The sequence below is a fragment of the Hymenobacter polaris genome, from assembly GCF_012927305.1.
In the GTDB taxonomy this organism is placed as follows: Bacteria; Bacteroidota; Bacteroidia; order Cytophagales; family Hymenobacteraceae; genus Hymenobacter; species Hymenobacter polaris.
Genome location: NZ_JABBGH010000001.1, coordinates 2,395,925 through 2,412,621, shown reverse-complemented (window position 1 = coordinate 2,412,621; position 16,697 = coordinate 2,395,925). Strand labels below are relative to the sequence as shown.

The following is a 16,697-nucleotide window of genomic DNA, read 5'->3' as shown; positions in this document are numbered from 1 at the left end:
CACCCCCCGGCCCCCTCCCCTGCGGGGGAGGGGGAGCCTGACGATTTTTTAGCACTGCATTTATGCGCAACCGCCTGCGCTGCCTCGGCTCCCCCTCCCCCGCAGGGGAGGGGGCCGGGGGGTGGGGCTGCACCCTATGAACAACCCAATCACCGTCGGCATCGTGGGCGGCGCGGGCTACACGGCCGGCGAGCTGCTGCGCCTGCTGCTGCACCACCCGCAGGCCGAAATCGGCGCGGTAGTAAGCTCCACGCAGGCCGGGCAGCCGGTGCATGCCGTGCACGACGACCTGCTGGGCGACACCGACCTGACCTTCGCCAGCGAGCTGCGCGGCGACGAGGACGTAGTATTTCTGTGCCTGGGCCACGGCCACTCGCGCGAGTGGCTGGGCCAGGCCCGCCTGCCCGCCCGCACCAAAGTCATCGACCTGAGCAACGATTTCCGCCTGGCGGCCGACCGCGACGCCACCGGCCGGCACTTCGTGTACGGCCTGCCCGAAGCGAGCCGCGAGGCCATCCGCGCCGCCGACAGCGTGGCCAACCCCGGCTGCTTTGCCACGGCCATTCAGCTGGCGCTGCTGCCGCTGGCTGGGGCCGGGCTGCTGCGCGAGGCGGTGCACGTGTCGGCCATTACCGGCAGCACGGGGGCCGGCCGCGGCCTCGCCGAAACCACCGGCTACACCTGGCGCACCGGCAACATCTCGACCTACAAAACCTTCACGCACCAGCATCTGGGCGAGATTGGCGAAACGCTGGTGGCCTTGCAGCCGGGCTTCGACCAGCCGGTGCGCTTCATCCCCTACCGCGGCAATTTCACGCGGGGCATCTTCGCCTCTACATACACCACCTGCGCCCTGCCGCTGCCCGACCTCCAGCAGCTGTACGCCGACTACTACCGCGCCGCGCCGTTCACGCTGGTGTCGGGCAAGGAAATCCACCTCAAGCAAGTGGTGAACACCAATAAGTGCCTGGTGCACGTGGCCAAGCACGACGACCAGGTACTCATCACCACCGCCCTTGACAACCTGCTCAAAGGCGCCTCGGGCCAGGCCATCCAGAATATGAACCTGCTGTTCGGCTTCGAGGAGACAGCGGGCCTAGGGACAAAGGCCTCGTTTTTTTAGTATTTGCTATTAGCTAATAAGTTTTGTGAAAGCAGTTAGAGTGATTTTGTTTTTATTGATTCTATGCGCCCTCGTTTCTAGGATTAGCGTCGCTGCGTATGAGAAGGATATGAGTGTTTTAACCACTACTTACGAAATACATAATCAAAACCCGCAAGAAGCGATAGAGCAAGAGAATTTAGCTAAGCGAGACGCTGTGAGAGTCAATTACGCAATCGGCATTCTCACAGTGTTATTCTTTGCTTCTTTTTTCTTCGGTAGAAAACAGGAATTAGATAACAACGCCAAGTAGAACGTCATGCTGAGCTTGCCGAAGCATCTTGGCAGAACGACGCCGCCCTAGGCGGCGTGGTAGAGATGCTTCGACAAGCTCAGCATGACGTTCTAACTAACCGACGTTCTTTTAAACATAGAAACTACTTAAAATGAACCTCTTCAACGTTTATCCGCTGGTTGATATTACGCCGGTGCGGGCGCTGGGCGCGACGCTGTGGGACGACAAGGGCCAGCAGTACCTGGATTTTTACGGCGGCCACGCCGTGATTTCTATCGGCCACAGCCACCCGCACTACGTGCAGCGCCTCACCGAGCAGCTCGGGCAGCTGGGCTTCTACTCCAACTCGGTGCAGATTCCGATTCAGCGCGAGCTGGCTGCCAAGCTGGGCGAGGTGTCGGGCTACCCCGAGTACGCGCTGTTTCTGTGCAACTCGGGCGCCGAGGCCAACGAGAACGCGCTGAAGCTGGCTTCCTTCCACACCGGCCGCACGCGGGTGCTGGCCTTCCGGGGCGCGTTTCACGGGCGCACGAGCGGCGCGGTGGCCGCCACCGACAACCCCAAAATCGTGGCCCCCTTCAACGCCGGCCACGCCGTGAGCTTCCTCGACTACGACCTCGCGGCCGTGGAAACCGCCCTGCAAGCCGGCGACGTGTGCGCGGCCATCATCGAGCCCATCCAGGGCGTGGGCGGCATCATCAGGCCCGCCGATGAGTTCCTGCGCGGGCTGGCGGCGCTCTGCCAGCAGTACGGCGCACTGCTCATCGCCGACGAGGTGCAGTGCGGCTACGGCCGCAGCGGCAAGTTTTTCGCCCACCATTGGGCCGGCATCCGCCCCGACATCATCTCGGTGGCCAAGGGCATGGGCAACGGCTTCCCCATCGGCGGCATCCTCATCGCGCCCACGCTCCAGGCCTCCTACGGGCTGCTGGGCACCACCTTCGGCGGCAACCACCTGGCCTGCGCCGCCGCCCTGGCCGTGCTGGAAGTCATTGAGCAAGAGCACCTCGTGGAGCACGCCCGCACCCTAGGCGACTACCTCCGCACCGAGCTGCTGGCCCACGCCGGCGCCGAAGAAATCCGCGGCCGCGGCTTGATGCTGGGCATCAAGTACGACTTCCCCGTCAAGGAAATCCGCGACAAGTTGCTCTCGGAGTACCGTATCTTTGTGGGCAACGCCTCCGACCCGACGGTGCTGCGGCTGCTGCCGCCACTCAACATCAGCCGGGAAGAAGTTGACCGGTTCCTGGAAGCGCTGTACGCGCTGGTACCGGAAAAGGCGCTGCCTTAGCCTGATAGAACGCACCCGTCCATGCCTCCCGCCGATAACAATAGTGTCCAGCTCTGCGCGCAGCGCGTGAGGTGTAAAGCGAAAGGCGAGGCCGTTGGGGCTCGCCTTTTTTTTGGCCTGGCCCGTCGGGCAGCTGCCGCGCCGCGCCCGGCGGCCCGGTTTTAAACTTTCGCAGCGATTATAAAAACGGCGCATCTGTCGCTACCTTTTACGAAGTGGAAAACTCAAAGCTAGTAAAACTCATCCTCGAAGACGGCACCGAAATTCAGGGCCAGTCGTTCGGCGCACACATGTCCGTAGCCGGTGAAGTCGTGTTCAGCACGGCTATGACGGGCTACCCCGAAAACCTCACCGACCCCTCGTTTGCGGGCCAGATTCTGGTGCTCACCTACCCTATTGTAGGCAACTACGGCGTGCCCGGCGAGGACTTGTACGAGTCGATTTCAAAGATTTTCGAGTCCGACAAAATCCACATTGCCGGGCTGGTGGTGAACTACTACTCCGACGAGCACAGCCACTGGAACGCCGCCAAGAGCCTGGGCGACTGGCTGAAAGAGTACAACATCCCCGGTATTGCGGGCGTGGATACGCGCATGCTCACCAAAATCCTGCGCGAGAAGGGCGCCATGCTAGGCAAAATCGTGGCCGACGAGCAGGACGTGCCCCTACACGACCCTAATCTCGACAACCTGGTGGCCCAGGTAAGCCCGCCCGAAGTGAAGCACTACGGCCAGGGCCAGCACAAAATCGTGCTCGTGGACTGCGGCACCAAAACCAACATCATCCGCTGCTTCCTGGAGCGCGACGTGGAACTGATTCGGGTGCCCTGGGACTACGATTTCACGACCCTCGACTACGACGGCCTGTTCCTGAGCAACGGCCCCGGCGACCCCAAGATGTGCGAGGCCACCATCCACAACCTGCAAAAAGCCTTGCAGCAGGACAAGCCGATTTTCGGCATTTGCCTCGGCTCGCAGCTCATGGGCCTGGCCGCGGGCGGCGACACCTTCAAGCTGAAATACGGCCACCGCAGCCACAACCAGCCCGTGCGCCTCAGCGGCACGCAGCGCAGCTACATCACCAGCCAAAACCACGGCTTCGCCGTCGATACCGACACGCTGCCCGCCGAGTGGACCATGCTCTTCGAGAACCTCAACGACGGCACCTGCGAGGGCATCAAGCACAAAACCAAGCCGTTTTTTTCGACGCAATTCCACCCCGAAGCCGCCGGCGGCCCGCAGGATACGGAGTTTATGTTCGATGATTTTATTGAGGCGGTGAAGGAGTATAAGGCGGCCGGCAAACAAGGTTAGCCCACCAACTAATCGTCATGCTGAGCTTGCTGAAGCATCTTGGTCGCGCCGCCTAGGGTAGTAACTCGCTCCCTAGGCGGTCATGCTGAGCTTGTCGAAGCATCTTGGCAGAACGACACCCGCCCGGCAACCGCCAGCCAAGATGCTTCGGCAAGCTCAGCATGACGTTCTAGCGAAATATCATGTACGTCTATATCCTCACCAACCCCACGAAAACAGTGCTCTATATCGGCACAACTAACGACCTGACGCGACGGCTTTTTGAACACAGCGAGGGGCGTGGCAACGTTGGGAAATTTACGGGGAAGTACCAAGCGGACTTGCTTATCTATTTTGAAATTTGTCCCGACGCTGTGCAGGCTATTGCCCGCGAAAAGCAACTGAAAGGCTGGACACGGGCAAAAAAGGAAGCGCTGATAAATGGCTTTAATCCTGAGTGGAAGGAAATCGACTTAGAAACCTGGAAAGGTTAAAAAATGGCTGAAGAAGTACTTGCTTGGAGAGAATATCCTTTACCTCATGGAAAGAGATATTATGCCGCTGATTTAGATACTGAGGATGAGGTTGAACAACTTTTTGATTATTGCCAGATACTTGAGGCAATAATATTCGATATAGGCTGGGAATTTCTTATAAAGCGCTACAGCTTAGAAAAGCTCTACGAAATAAATAAGAGGAGTGGATGGCATGATGTCTATAGCGTTGATGAGTATAAACAATGGTTACCATCTCACCTTTTTTCAAAATAAACTGGTTAACCCGACGGACCTACCAAGATGCATCGGCTTCGCTCAGCATGACGTTCTTATTTAATTAGTTACTTCTTCAACGAAGCGGTAGAGATGCTTCGACTTCGCTGCGCTCCGCTCAGCATGACCGTTCTGGCCGTTTGCTAACGGCTTGTTACAACCCCCTAGAATGAACAAACCCACTAAAGTTCTTATCCTCGGTTCCGGCGCGTTGAAAATCGGGGAGGCCGGCGAATTTGATTACTCCGGCTCGCAGGCGCTGAAGGCGCTGAAGGAGGAAGGCATCCGCACCATCCTCATCAACCCCAACATTGCCACCGTGCAAACCTCGGAGGGCATGGCCGACGACGTGTACTTCCTGCCCGTCACGCCCTACTTCGTGGAGGAAGTCATCAAGAAGGAGCAGCCCGATGGCATTCTGGTGGCGTTTGGGGGCCAAACGGCGCTCAACTGCGCGGTGGCGCTGTACCGGGCCGGGGTGTTTGAAAAGTACAACCTGCCAGTGCTCGGCACGCCGGTGCAGTCGATTATCGACACCGAGGACCGCGACATATTTAAGGAAAAGCTCGACCAGATTGGCGTGCTCACGGCCCGCAGCGTGGCCGTGACGACGATGGACGACGCGCTGGCGGCCGGGGAGAAAATCGGCTTCCCGATTATCGTGCGGGCGGCGTTTGCCCTGGGCGGCCTGGGCAGCGGCTTTGCCAACAACATGGACGAGCTGCGGGCGCTGGCCGAAAAATCCTTCACCACCTCCGACCAAATTCTGGTGGAGGAGTCGCTCAAGGGCTGGAAGGAAGTGGAGTACGAAGTGGTGCGCGATGCGTTTGATAACTGCATCACGGTCTGCAACATGGAGAACTTCGACCCCATCGGTATCCACACCGGCGAGAGCATCGTGGTGGCCCCGTCGCAGACGCTCAGCAACCGCGAGTACCACAAGCTGCGCTCGATTGGCATCAAGACCATCCGGCACCTGGGCATCGTGGGCGAGTGCAACATTCAGTACGCCCTCGACCCCGTGTCGGAAGACTACCGCGTGATTGAGGTGAACGCCCGCTTGTCGCGCTCGTCGGCGCTGGCCTCCAAGGCCACAGGCTACCCGCTGGCTTTCGTGGCGGCCAAGCTGAGCTTGGGCTACTCGCTGGCCGAGCTGAAAAACAGCGTGACGCAGACGACGACGGCGTTTTTCGAGCCGGCGCTCGACTACGTGGTGGTGAAGCTGCCGCGCTGGGACCTGGGCAAGTTCGCGGGCGTACAGCGCCTCATCGGCAGCGCCATGAAGAGCGTGGGCGAGGTAATGGCCATCGGCAAGTCGTTTGAGGAAGCCATTCAGAAGGGCCTGCGGATGCTGGACACCGGCAAGCGCGGCTTCGTGGGCAACGCCCCGGAGCAGGCTGATAACGAGACCATTGACCGCCTGCTCAACCAGCCCAACGAGGAGCGCATCTTCGCCATCAACCAGGCGTTTGAGGCCGGCTACACCATCGAACGGGTGCACGAGCTGACCCGGATTGACCTCTGGTTCTTGCAGCGCCTGCACGGCATTTTCGAGCTGGGGCAGCGCCTGGCTACCGGCCGCGAGCAGGGCCTATGGTCGCTGGATGTGGACTTACTACGCGAAGCCAAGAAAGCCGGCTTCTCCGACCAGCAGCTGGCCGTGCAGCTACTCGGCGCGGACGACGTGAAGGCCGACGAGCTGCGCGTGCGGGCGCACCGCAAGGCCCTAGGGGTGCTGCCGGTGGTGAAGCAGATTGACACGCTGGCCGCCGAGTTTCCGGCCAAAACCAACTACCTCTACCTCACCTACCACGGCACCGAAAACGACCTCGCGCCCGAAACCGAGCGCTCGATTGCCGTGCTGGGCTCGGGCGTGTACCGCATTGGCTCGTCGGTCGAGTTTGACTGGTGCGGGGTAAATGCCGTGCAAACGGCCGCCGCCGAGGGCTACAAAACCCTCATCATCAACTACAACCCCGAAACCGTATCCACCGACTACGACGTGAGCGACCGCCTCTACTTCGAGGAGCTGAGCTACGAGCGGGTGATGGACATCCTGGACTTCGAGCACCCGACGGGCGTGATTCTGAGCACCGGCGGGCAGATTCCGAACAACCTGGCCACCCGCCTCGAAGAAGCCGGCGCGCCCATCCTGGGCACCTCGGCCGCGAGCATCGACATGGCCGAGAACCGCCACAAGTTCAGCAGCATCATGGACGAGCTGGGCATCGCCCAGCCCCGCTGGAACGAGCTGACCTCGCTGGCCGACATGCACGCCTTCGTGGGTGAGGTAGGCTACCCGGTGCTCATCCGGCCGAGCTATGTGCTGTCGGGCGCGGCCATGAACGTGGTATCGAACCCGCACGAGCTGGAAGAATTCCTGCAAACGGCCGCCGAGGTGAGCGCCGAATACCCGGTGGTGGTATCAGAGTTCATCCAGGAAGCCAAGGAGATAGAGCTGGACGCGGTGGCCGACCACGGCGAAATCGTGAGCTACGCCATCTCGGAGCACGTCGAGTTCGCGGGCGTGCACTCGGGCGACGCCACCATGTACTACCCCCCGCAGCGGGTGTACGTGGGCACCATCCGCAAGCTCAAGAACATCGCCGAGAAAATCGCCCGCCGCTACGATATCAGCGGCCCCTTCAACATCCAGTTCCTGGAAAAGAACGGCGTGATTCGGGTAATCGAGTGCAACATCCGCGCCTCGCGTAGCTACCCCTTCGTGTCGAAGATATCGGGCAACAACCTGGTCACCAAGGCCACACAGGTGCTGCTGGGCGTGCCCGTCACCCGCGACGACAGCGAGCGCGTGTACGACCTGCCCTTCGTAGGCGTGAAGGCCCCGCAGTTCTCCTTCACCCGCCTGCCCGGCGCCGACCCGGTGCTGCGCGTCGACATGGTGAGCACCGGCGAAGTAGGCTGCCTGGGCGACACCGCCGAGGAGGCCCTGCTGAAGTCGATGCTCAGCGTGGGCTACAAAATTCCGCAGAAAACGGTGCTCATCTCGGGCGGCCCTATCACCTCGAAAGTGGCCCTGCTCAGCTCGGCCCAGCTACTGGTGAAAAAGGGCTATCAGATTTTCGCCACCCAGGGCACGCACCGCTTCTTCGCCGAAAACAACGTACCTAGCAGCCTGCTCTTCTGGCCCGACGACCACCAGGAGCCCAACGTGCTAACCTACCTGCGCGAGAAGAAAATCGACCTGGTCATCAACATCCCCAAAAACCTGTCGAAGGGCGAGCTGGACAACGACTACAAAATCCGCCGCACCGCCATCGACTTCGGCATCCCGCTGCTGACCAACGCGCGCCTGGCCTCGAAGTTCATCCGCGCCTTCTGCTCGCTGGAAATGGCGGACTTGAAGATTAAGAGCTGGAACGAGTATAAGGCGATGTAATAATCGTCGCTACCTGCAAAAAAGAAGGTCCGCAGCTAATTAGCTGCAGACCTTCTTTTTGCTATACAGTAGCGGACTCACTGCCGCGTAATTCCATGTTACGCCGGCACCTGGTCGATGCTGGTGGGTTCGCCTAGGGGGTCGTGGTTGCCCTGGCGGCGGAGCTTGGCCATAGCGGGGTAGGCGGCCAGGCGGGCGCGCATGATGGAGCCCAGCGGGCGGTGGGCCGCCAGGCTGTGGGCGGGGCTGAACGAGAGGCCATCGACGTAGTTCTGGCGGGCTTCGCTGAAGGCCTCCTGGCGGGGCAGGCGGATGCGGGCTACGGGCTGGTAGGGGCTGGCCTCCTCGCTCCACTCGGCGGTGGCGTCCTCGATGGGCATCTTTTCGAGGTCGGTGCAAAGCTGCACGCGCACCTCAAACTCGGCGTCGTGCTCGCGTAGGTAGCCCACGGTGGCGGTGCGCAGGGCGTTGGGGTCTTTGTCGCCGTCTACTTTTACCTCATTCTGGGCCAGCTCTTTTTGGGCGGGCGCTACGGGTACTATCTCCATTTTGGCGATGTAATTGCCGTAGCGCATCGGGGTCTGGCTGTAGTAGGCCTCGGCCAGGGGGTGGATGCGGGAGTCGCCGAAGAAGTCGAGCTTGGGGTTGCTGCTACCCCCTAGGGCCTGGATGGCGTCGTTGGTGACGCGCGACACGGTGGATACAACTTCCTTGATGGCCGTCGGAATCAGGGGTGCGTGCTCGGATACGGTGCGGTGCTGCTGCAAAAAGGCTTTGGCATCGGGCATGGGGAAGTTCTTGGTGCCCGAGTCGAACACGAAGTCCTGGGTGGTCTGGCCCTCGTGGCCGGCAATTTTCTCGCCCTCCACCCCCAACACCTTGAAGGAGAAGCCGCGCTGCGTGTTCACGGCGTCGCTGATGATTTCGCCCGGCACGTTGGCCAGGCGGGCGATGAGGGGGTAGGTGGCGGGGTGCGCGAACAGGCCCTGAGCCAGCGGCTCGGGCAGGTTGTCGAGCACGGTCAGCTCGCCCACGGCCAGGCCGTGGCTTTTGCCGTGCGACACGCGCACCTCGTGGCCGTACTGCTCGCGGGTGCGCCCGGCGAGGCGGGTCATCGAAGCGATGATGTCGTGGAAAGTTTGCTGCTCGTCGTCCTGGGGCTGTTCGACGCCGGGGCTGTAGGGCACATACTGGGTTGACATGCGGCTAGCTGGATTAGAGGGGTGAGGGTATGCTCGCTCCTACGAAGGGCGGCCTGTTTGGATGCAACAGGCAGTGACAAGTAGTTATTGGAAAACAGGTTATACCCATAGCAACGCATCAGCCGGCCGCGCCGCCTAGGGGTGCGGCGGCCTCGCTAGCCCAGCGCCGCGTTCTTTTGCACTAGGTTCTATTTTTCGCGGACTAAAAGTCCGCGCTACTGCTTCCATGAAAAACTTTCTCTCCTTCGCCGATGCGGGCGACTATAAAGCCTTGCTGGCGCAGGCCCTCGAAATCAAGCAAAACCCCTTCGGCTACCAGCACGTAGGCCGGAACAAGACCGTCGGGCTTATCTTCTTCAACCCCAGCCTGCGCACCCGCCTGAGCAGCCTGAAGGCGGCCTACAACCTGGGCGCCCAAGCCTGGGTGCTCAACGCCGGGGCCGACTCGTGGACGCTGGAAATGGCCGACGGCGCCGTGATGAACGGCACCACCCAGGAGCACATCAAGGATGCCATCGCCGTGATGAGTGAGTACTGCGACGTGCTGGGTGTGCGCACGTTCCCGACGCTCAAGGACAAGGAGGCCGACTACAGCGAAGAGGTGCTGAGCAAGATTTTGCAGTACGCCACGGTGCCGGTTATCAGCCTCGAAAGTGCCACCTTACACCCGCTGCAAAGCTTTGCCGACCTCATTACGGTGGCCGAAACCAAAACCAAGCCCCGCGTGAAGGTGGTGCTGACCTGGGCGCCCCACGTGCGCGCCCTGCCGCAGTGCGTGCCCAACTCGTTTGCCGACTGGTTTTCGGAAATTGACTGGGTGGATTTCGTTATTACCCACCCCCACGGCTACGAGCTGGACCCGAAGTTCACCAAAGGCGCCACCATCGAGTACGACCAGCGCAAGGCCCTGGAGGGCGCCGACTACGTGCAGGCTAAAAACTGGAGCAGCTACCGCCACTACGGCGAGGTGCTCAGCACCGACCCCAGCTGGATGCTCACCCCCGAGCACATGAACTTGACCGACAACGGCAAGTTCATCCATTGCCTGCCCGTACGGCGCAATGTAGAAGTATCCGACGCAGTGCTCGACGCGCCGGGGTCACTCATTATCCAGGAGGCCGGCAACCGCACGTTTTCCATGCAGACGGTGCTGCACGAGCTGTTGAAGTAAGTATTGGTTTCGTTTAACCTCACCCCCCAGCCCCCGGTTCGCTTGAGGCGCGAAGCCTTGGGGAGAGGGGGAGCCTACCGATTACTAAACGTCAGCAGACAGACGCGCCGTTGTGGCTCCCCCTCCCTCTCCCCAAGGCTTCGCGCCTCAAGCGAACCGGGGGCTGGGGGGGAGGTACACCCGCTAGCACATATGAACGACATTACCATTCGCCCCATCGCCTCCGGCGATGCGGCCCCGCTGGCGCGCGTTATCCGCGACACACTCGCCGAGTTTGGCGCGGCCAAACCCGGCACGGCCTACTACGACGAGAGTACCGACCACCTGCCGGCGCTATTCGCCGCTACGCCCCGCAGCGCCTACTTTGTGGCCGAGGGTGCAAACGGCGTGCTGCTGGGTGGCGGCGGCATCTTCCCCACCACTGGCCTGCCCGCCGATACCGTGGAGCTGGTGAAACTCTACCTGCTGCCCGCCGCCCGCGGCCGGGGCGTGGGCAAGGCGCTGATAAACCAGTGCCTCGCCGCCGCCCGCGCCGCTGGCTACGCCCGCGTGTACCTCGAAACCACCGAGGAACTGACCCAGGCCATTCCGCTTTACGGGAAGCTCGGCTTCACCTACCTCGACCATGCCCTGGGCGAGAGCGGCCACTTCGGCTGCCAGCTCTGGATGATTCGGGCGGTGTAGTTATTGGCTTAAAAGAACGTCATCTAAGCTTGTCAAAGCATCTCTATCGAATGACACCCTAGCGGTGCAGTAGAGATGCTTCGACAAGCTCAGCCTGACGTTCTGTTGTTTTTTCGCGTTTCATGCAGCCCCTTGTTCCTATCCTGTTTGCGGCCGTGGTGGGCATGGGCCACGCCTTCGAGCCCGACCACCTGCTGGCCGTGAGCACCCTCGTCACGCGCCACGACCGGCTGGGGCCGGCCCTGCGCGATGGGCTGTTCTGGGGCCTGGGGCACACTACGATGCTGGTACTCTTTGGCTCGGTCATCATCTTCAGCCGCGCCGCCTGGCTGCACTCGCACTACTTCGAGGCAGCGGTGGGCGTCATGCTCATCGGGCTAGGCATCGGCCGGCTGCTGGATAAAAATTCGTATAACTCCTTTCAGAAACCCCGCGCCGGCTCTGGCTTTGCCTACACCGTGGGGCTGGTGCACGGGCTGGCCGGCAGCGGGGCGCTGGTGCTGGCGGTGCTAGGAGCCATCCCGCAGCCAGCGTGGGCCGTGGCCTACATCCTGGTATTCGGCCTAGGGTCGGTACTGGGTATGCTGGCCGCCGTGGGCCTCATGCACCTGCCCTTCACCCAGCGCATGCGCCTGGGCCGCCGCCTGCGGGCGGGCGTGGTGCTGCTGTCGTCGGCGCTGAGCGTGGGCTACGGGGGGTGGCTGGTGTGGGCGAACGTGTAGAAAATTATCCCTTATATCGTTCGTTGTGCAGCCGTAGAAACTGCTGGGCAGGGCGCTCTAGGCGTTCATGTGGAAGGCGCAGCTTTTGGCCATCGTATTGGTAGTAAGCAACACCGTTTGAAAACTCTTCCTTGATGCGCTTGCTAACCTCTACTCGTAAGCTGTCCGCGTTGATGGTGAGGTAATGCCGGTCGAAAAGGCGGTGCAGGTCGGAGCGCAACAGTAGACCGTTGCTGACGATGCTAGGACCAGCCTCGGCATACGGCTTGATGTGAGCGGCTTCGAGCACAGGCACGGTCTTCTCACCTGAAATTGCACACTTGCTATCGTAGGCCTGCTTCACGATTTCTTGGAACGCCCGTTGTTCAGGTCGCACCTGCCGCAACGCTGTGCGGTAGCTTACAACCGGCTCCAGTACCAGGTCAGAAACTACCGGTTCCGACGATAATGCGGCCGGCCGGTACTGTTGTAGCACTTGGTCTACTCGCTGCCACAAGTGCAAGCCCGCTGGCTCACCGGTGTTGAACCGCTTGCCTTGCACAATGCCGTGTCCCCAATCGGCAGGCGCGGGCACCCAATCAGCCGGTTCGAAAAAAACGGGTGTATTGAGCGTCAGGCACAGAATAGTAGCGTTGTCGGTGCTAGGGCCATAGCGGTTGCCATAAATGAGGCGGTGAAATTCCTCATAGCTGCCCACTCCGTTGCGCGGCCCGAAGATGTTCCAGGCCTCACGCAAAGGCACTGCCATCTTGCCAGCGAAGTAGCCCATTCCTACGATAGCGTGCGCAGGCTTTTTTAGCAGAAACAGAAAAGGGCCATTGGGTGGTAGCGCTTTGAATGTTTTAGCCGATGGCTTCCAAAAATTAACGTCGCTACGTGGCTCCTGGCGCAGAAAATCATACCAGCGCCGGTCAGTCAGGCCTACGTAAAACTGAATGTTGTTCATAGCTAGGCCTTTCTGCTTACCCCCGGCCGCGCTCGGCCAGCAGGGCGTTGTACTTCTCTTGCAGCTCGGTATAGAGGCCGTACACGTGCAGGAGCTTGTTTTTGCAGTCGTCGAGGGTGTCGAGGTGGTAGGCGGGGGCCGGCTCGGCCACGGCCGCTACCGTAGCTGCCGGCGGGACCAGCTCGCGGAAGTCCTGGGCGAAGTCGTGGCGGATGAGGGTGCCGACCTGCTCGATGAAGTCGAACGCCAGATTGGGCTCCTCGAAGCGGCGGTAGAGAGTGGGGCGACTGACGCCCAGCGACTGGTAGAGCTTGGTGATTTTAACGCCGCTTTTCAGCACAGCCTCCTTCACAATTTCGCCGCGGTGTTGCCTGGTCATAAAGCTAACTAAGTGAATGAGACAAATTTGGATTCATTCTGACCCACTCTAGTTTTCATTTATGAGCTATTCGTGACTCGCTCGTAGCGCTTATGATACATTTATGTATCATATTTGTCTCATAAGCGCTACTGCATGCTTGGCCCCGCCGATGAAGCCGCTCCCACCCGGCTGCCCGACAACCCCATCCTCAACAACCCCTACCAGGAGCCGGCCGGGCACTACGCCACCGACCAGCAGGGCAACCTCGACTACGCCCGTGTGGAAGCCGGCCGGCGGCTGTTCGTGCCCGAGGTGCAGGTGGTGCCCGGCAAGCACCAGGGCCAGAAGGAGGTGTTCGCCTTCAATGAGGCGGCCGCCAGCTACGGCACCCACCCGGTAAACCTGCTGCGGCGCGAGGTGGGCCAGTGGCGCGCCGCCGGCTACCCCGAGGCCACGCGCGTAACCCGCGAGCTGCTCACTTACTGGTTTCCCGACCACGACGACTCGCCGGTGAAGAAGCTGTTCTTTGCCCAGCGCGAGGCCATCGAAACCGCCGTGTGGCTGAACGAGGTAGCCGGGCGCTCCAACGCGGGCAGTCACTTGCTGGGGCTGTTGCGCGCGGGGCAGCAGTCGGTATCGGCGCAGGTAGCCGACCAGCTGCCGCGCCTGGCGTTCAAGATGGCCACTGGCACCGGCAAAACGGTGGTCATGGCCGCCCTCATCCTCTACCACTACCTCAACCGCCAGCAGTACCGGCAGGATGTGCGCTTTGCCGACTATTTCCTGCTGGTGGCGCCTGGCATCACCATCCGCGACCGCCTGGGTGTGCTGCGCGTGGACACCACCGCCGACCGCAACTACGCCCAGGACTACTACCACCAGCGCAAGCTCGTGCCCCTGGCCTACGAAGACCAGCTCGAAGGCCTCAACGCCCGGCTGGCCATTGCCAACTACCACCAGTTTGAGCCCCGCACCCTGCAAGGCAACAAGCGCGGCGCCTTCGACGGCAAAATTGGCCTGGATGGCAAGAAGCAAGACGAGTACGAGGACTACGCTCAGGTATTCAAGCGCCTGCTAGGGGGCTTCCGGCCCGGCAGCCGCCTGCTGGTGCTCAACGACGAGGCCCACCACTGCTACCTGCCGCAGCCCCACGGGACCCCTATGGGGCCGGCCCCCTCCCCTGCGGGAGAGGGGGAGCCACGGCGGCGTGGCCGTAAACAATCGTCCGGCTCCCCCTCCCCCGCAGGGGAGGGGGCGGGGGGTGGGGTCGACGAAAACGCCCGCGCCGCGGTGTGGTTCAGCGGCTTGCGCGAGCTGGGGCGGCGGTTTCAGCTTGCGGCGGTGTACGACTTGTCGGCCACGCCCTACTACCTGCAAGGCTCGGGCTACCGGCCCTACACGCTGTTTCCGTGGCTGGTGTCGGATTTCGGGCTGGTGGAGGCCATCGAGAGCGGGCTGGTGAAAATCCCCTACCTGCCCGAGAAGGACGACACCCAGCAGCTGGACATGCCGGTGCTGCGCAACCTCTACGAGCACGTGAAGGACCAGCTGCCCAAGATGGGCAAGGCCACCGAGCGCAAGGAAAAAGGCGCCGCCTACGCCGAGAAGCGGCCCGAGCTGCCCCAGCTGCTCGCGGCCGCCCTCGACCAGCTGGTGGCGCACTACGAGGAGTACGACCAGGGCGTGCGCGAGCGCGGCGAGCGCCGCCCCGAGCTGCAAAGCACCCCGCCCGTACTCATCGTGGTGTGCAACAACACCGGCGTGTCGAAGGAAGTGTACAAGCACCTGGCCGGCTACGAGTACGACGACCCCAGGCACGGCCGCCGGGTGGCCCCCGGCTACCACCCCATCTTCTCCAACTACCTGCCCGACGGCATCCCTAGGCAGCGCCCGCCCACGCTACTCATCGACTCCGACGCGCTCGAAAATAGCGGGCAGGTGAACGAGGAGTTTCGCAAGGTTTTCAAGGACGAGATTGAGCAGTTCCGGCAGGAGTACCGCCGCCTCTACCCCGAGCGCGGCGCCGAGGAGCTGACCGACGCCGCCCTGCTGCGCGAGGTAGTGAACACCGTGGGCCGCCCCGGCAAGCTGGGCGCCCACGTGCGCTGCGTGGTGAGCGTAAGCATGCTCACCGAGGGCTGGGACGCCAACACCGTGACGCACATCGTGAGCCTGCGCGCCTTCAACTCGCAGCTACTGTGCGAGCAGGTAGCCGGCCGCGCCCTGCGCCGCCGCGGCTACGAGCTGGTGGGCTACGACCGGCAGGGCCAGCCCGTAACGGGCACTACCAAAGCCGATAAGGCTCGCATCGTGAGCTACAAGTTTCCGCCCGAGTACGCCCGCATCATTGGCATCCCGTTTCGCACCTTCCGGCGGGGCGCGGCCAGCACGGGCGGCGCCGGCGGCGAGGAGCAGACGCTCGTCCGGGCCCTGCCCGAGCGCAGCCACCTGGAAATCACCTTCCCCAACCTGCTGGGCTACCGCGAGGAAATCGCCGCGGGCGAGCTGCGCCCCGACTTCGCGGCGGTAGGCAAGTTCGAGCTGGATTTCTCGAAAATCCCGACCCACACCGAGCTGGCCTCGGCCTTCTCGGGTAGCACCGAAAACCTGACCTTGCAGGCCCACGAGCAACTGCGCGAGGGCGAGGTGCTGTACTACCTCACCCGCGAGGTGCTGCGCCACCACTTCGCCGACGTGGACGGCACGCCCAAGCCCGAGTACTTCGGGCCGGTGCAGCGCATCGTGCAGGGCTGGTACCAGCAGTGCCTGACGCTGGTGCACCAAACCGACCCCGCCTTCAAGCGCCTCGTGCGCTACTGGGACCCCGAGGCCGTGGCCCACCACATTGCCCAGGCCATCGTGGTGGGGCAGCCCCCCGAGCAGCGCCGCATCCGGCCGGTGCCCAACTACTACAACCCGCGCGGCAGCACCCGCTTCGTGCACGGCCTCACCACCCGGCCGGTATTTGCCACCACCAAAAGCCCCATCAACTACGTGGTGGCCGATACCGAGAGCTGGGAGCAAGTCTGCGCCAAGGTGCTCGAAGACCTGCCCCAGGTGCTGAGCTACGTCAAGAACGCCTTCCTGGACCTGCGCATCCCCTACCTGCGCGAGGGCCGCCGGCACGACTACCTGCCCGATTTCGTGGCCCGCGTGCGCACCGCCCGCGGCCAGGTAGTGAACCTCCTAATCGAGGTCACGGGCATGAACAAGGACAAGCAAGCCAAGAAGCTCTACACCGAGCACTTCTGGCTGCCCGCCGTCAACGGCGACCTGGCCGCCCTAGGCCTGCCCCCCGACGAGCCCTGGGCCTTTGTCGAAATCAGCGAAAGCGAGAAGTACTTCCGCAACCAGCTGGTAGCGAAGATTCAAGAGCTATAGCTGAGTGGCCTCACCCCCCGACCCCCTCTCCTTCAGAGAGGGGGAGCCTGACGATTACAATTTCAACTCTTATCCGCGCC

General features: G+C 62.1%; 14 protein-coding genes. 11 read left to right on the top strand and 3 right to left on the bottom strand.

Going from position 1 to position 16,697, the window contains the following annotated elements:
* Nucleotides 1-136: 136 nt before the first annotated feature.
* From argC to carB, 7 genes are all read left to right on the top strand, one after another.
* The gene (gene argC, locus HHL22_RS10140) at nt 137-1,123 is read left to right on the top strand and encodes an N-acetyl-gamma-glutamyl-phosphate reductase (protein ID WP_169530859.1); all 987 of its coding nucleotides are present in this window, start codon (nt 137-139) and stop codon (nt 1,121-1,123) included.
* 25 nt (nt 1,124-1,148) lie between these two features.
* The gene (locus tag HHL22_RS10135) at nt 1,149-1,415 is read left to right on the top strand and encodes a hypothetical protein (protein WP_169530858.1); all 267 of its coding nucleotides are present in this window, start codon (nt 1,149-1,151) and stop codon (nt 1,413-1,415) included.
* Between the two features lie 133 nt (nt 1,416-1,548).
* Nucleotides 1,549-2,688, top strand: coding sequence for an aspartate aminotransferase family protein (locus HHL22_RS10130; protein WP_169530857.1), 1,140 nt, complete (start codon nt 1,549-1,551; stop codon nt 2,686-2,688).
* Between the two features lie 215 nt (nt 2,689-2,903).
* On the top strand, nt 2,904-4,001 hold the full coding sequence (gene carA / locus HHL22_RS10125) for a glutamine-hydrolyzing carbamoyl-phosphate synthase small subunit (protein ID WP_169530856.1): 1,098 nt from the start codon (nt 2,904-2,906) through the stop codon (nt 3,999-4,001).
* 182 nt (nt 4,002-4,183) lie between these two features.
* Entirely contained in the window at nt 4,184-4,474 is a 291-nt protein-coding gene (locus tag HHL22_RS10120) for a GIY-YIG nuclease family protein (RefSeq protein ID WP_169530855.1), read from the top strand.
* A gap of 3 nt (nt 4,475-4,477) precedes the next feature.
* The gene (locus tag HHL22_RS10115) at nt 4,478-4,750 is read left to right on the top strand and encodes a hypothetical protein (RefSeq protein ID WP_169530854.1); all 273 of its coding nucleotides are present in this window, start codon (nt 4,478-4,480) and stop codon (nt 4,748-4,750) included.
* A gap of 169 nt (nt 4,751-4,919) precedes the next feature.
* Complete coding sequence (gene carB, locus HHL22_RS10110) at nt 4,920-8,150, top strand: carbamoyl-phosphate synthase (glutamine-hydrolyzing) large subunit (RefSeq protein WP_169530853.1); 3,231 nt, start codon at nt 4,920-4,922, stop codon at nt 8,148-8,150.
* Nucleotides 8,151-8,248: 98 nt separating this feature from the next.
* Here the strand turns inward: carB and HHL22_RS10105 are convergent, their stop codons facing one another.
* Nucleotides 8,249-9,352 carry a catalase family protein gene (locus tag HHL22_RS10105; protein WP_169530852.1) on the bottom strand — a complete coding sequence of 368 codons (1,104 nt, stop codon included), beginning with the start codon at nt 9,350-9,352 and terminating at the stop codon, nt 8,249-8,251.
* A gap of 226 nt (nt 9,353-9,578) precedes the next feature.
* Here HHL22_RS10105 and HHL22_RS10100 point away from each other — a divergent pair, with 226 nt between their 5' ends.
* The 3 genes from HHL22_RS10100 (at nt 9,579) to HHL22_RS10090 (ending at nt 11,929) form a co-directional block, all read left to right on the top strand.
* Nucleotides 9,579-10,523: a Rossmann-fold NAD(P)-binding domain-containing protein gene (locus tag HHL22_RS10100; protein ID WP_169530851.1), complete on the top strand. Its 945-nt coding sequence runs from the start codon at nt 9,579-9,581 to the stop codon at nt 10,521-10,523.
* 192 nt (nt 10,524-10,715) lie between these two features.
* Complete coding sequence (locus HHL22_RS10095) at nt 10,716-11,207, top strand: GNAT family N-acetyltransferase (RefSeq protein ID WP_169530850.1); 492 nt, start codon at nt 10,716-10,718, stop codon at nt 11,205-11,207.
* A gap of 122 nt (nt 11,208-11,329) precedes the next feature.
* Nucleotides 11,330-11,929: an urease accessory protein gene (locus HHL22_RS10090; protein ID WP_169530849.1), complete on the top strand. Its 600-nt coding sequence runs from the start codon at nt 11,330-11,332 to the stop codon at nt 11,927-11,929.
* Between the two features lie 4 nt (nt 11,930-11,933).
* On the opposite strand, the gene HHL22_RS10085 is transcribed toward HHL22_RS10090, so the two are convergent.
* Together HHL22_RS10085 and HHL22_RS10080 are read right to left on the bottom strand one after the other, a co-directional pair.
* A complete protein-coding gene (locus HHL22_RS10085) occupies nt 11,934-12,875 on the bottom strand; it encodes an HNH endonuclease (RefSeq protein WP_169530848.1) in 942 nt (313 codons plus the stop codon).
* 16 nt (nt 12,876-12,891) lie between these two features.
* Nucleotides 12,892-13,254 carry a helix-turn-helix domain-containing protein gene (locus HHL22_RS10080; RefSeq protein ID WP_169530847.1) on the bottom strand — a complete coding sequence of 121 codons (363 nt, stop codon included), beginning with the start codon at nt 13,252-13,254 and terminating at the stop codon, nt 12,892-12,894.
* Between the two features lie 135 nt (nt 13,255-13,389).
* Between HHL22_RS10080 and HHL22_RS10075 the strand changes: the two genes are divergently transcribed.
* Nucleotides 13,390-16,617 carry a BPTD_3080 family restriction endonuclease gene (locus HHL22_RS10075; protein WP_206680704.1) on the top strand — a complete coding sequence of 1,076 codons (3,228 nt, stop codon included), beginning with the start codon at nt 13,390-13,392 and terminating at the stop codon, nt 16,615-16,617.
* The last annotated feature ends 80 nt before the right edge of the window (nt 16,618-16,697 follow it).

Bases quoted from the DNA above. Each gene is read 5' to 3' on its own strand.
- argC (WP_169530859.1), top strand. From the start codon at position 137: ATGAACAACCCAATCACCGTCGGCATCGTGGGCGGCGCGGGCTACACG.
- HHL22_RS10130 (WP_169530857.1), top strand. From the start codon at position 1,549: ATGAACCTCTTCAACGTTTATCCGCTGGTTGATATTACGCCGGTGCGG.
- HHL22_RS10120 (WP_169530855.1), top strand. From the start codon at position 4,184: ATGTACGTCTATATCCTCACCAACCCCACGAAAACAGTGCTCTATATC.
- HHL22_RS10115 (WP_169530854.1), top strand. From the start codon at position 4,478: ATGGCTGAAGAAGTACTTGCTTGGAGAGAATATCCTTTACCTCATGGA.
- carB (WP_169530853.1), top strand. From the start codon at position 4,920: ATGAACAAACCCACTAAAGTTCTTATCCTCGGTTCCGGCGCGTTGAAA.
- HHL22_RS10105 (WP_169530852.1), bottom strand. From the start codon at position 9,352: ATGTCAACCCAGTATGTGCCCTACAGCCCCGGCGTCGAACAGCCCCAG.
- HHL22_RS10100 (WP_169530851.1), top strand. From the start codon at position 9,579: ATGAAAAACTTTCTCTCCTTCGCCGATGCGGGCGACTATAAAGCCTTG.
- HHL22_RS10095 (WP_169530850.1), top strand. From the start codon at position 10,716: ATGAACGACATTACCATTCGCCCCATCGCCTCCGGCGATGCGGCCCCG.
- HHL22_RS10090 (WP_169530849.1), top strand. From the start codon at position 11,330: ATGCAGCCCCTTGTTCCTATCCTGTTTGCGGCCGTGGTGGGCATGGGC.
- HHL22_RS10085 (WP_169530848.1), bottom strand. From the start codon at position 12,875: ATGAACAACATTCAGTTTTACGTAGGCCTGACTGACCGGCGCTGGTAT.
- HHL22_RS10080 (WP_169530847.1), bottom strand. From the start codon at position 13,254: ATGACCAGGCAACACCGCGGCGAAATTGTGAAGGAGGCTGTGCTGAAA.
- HHL22_RS10075 (WP_206680704.1), top strand. From the start codon at position 13,390: ATGCTTGGCCCCGCCGATGAAGCCGCTCCCACCCGGCTGCCCGACAAC.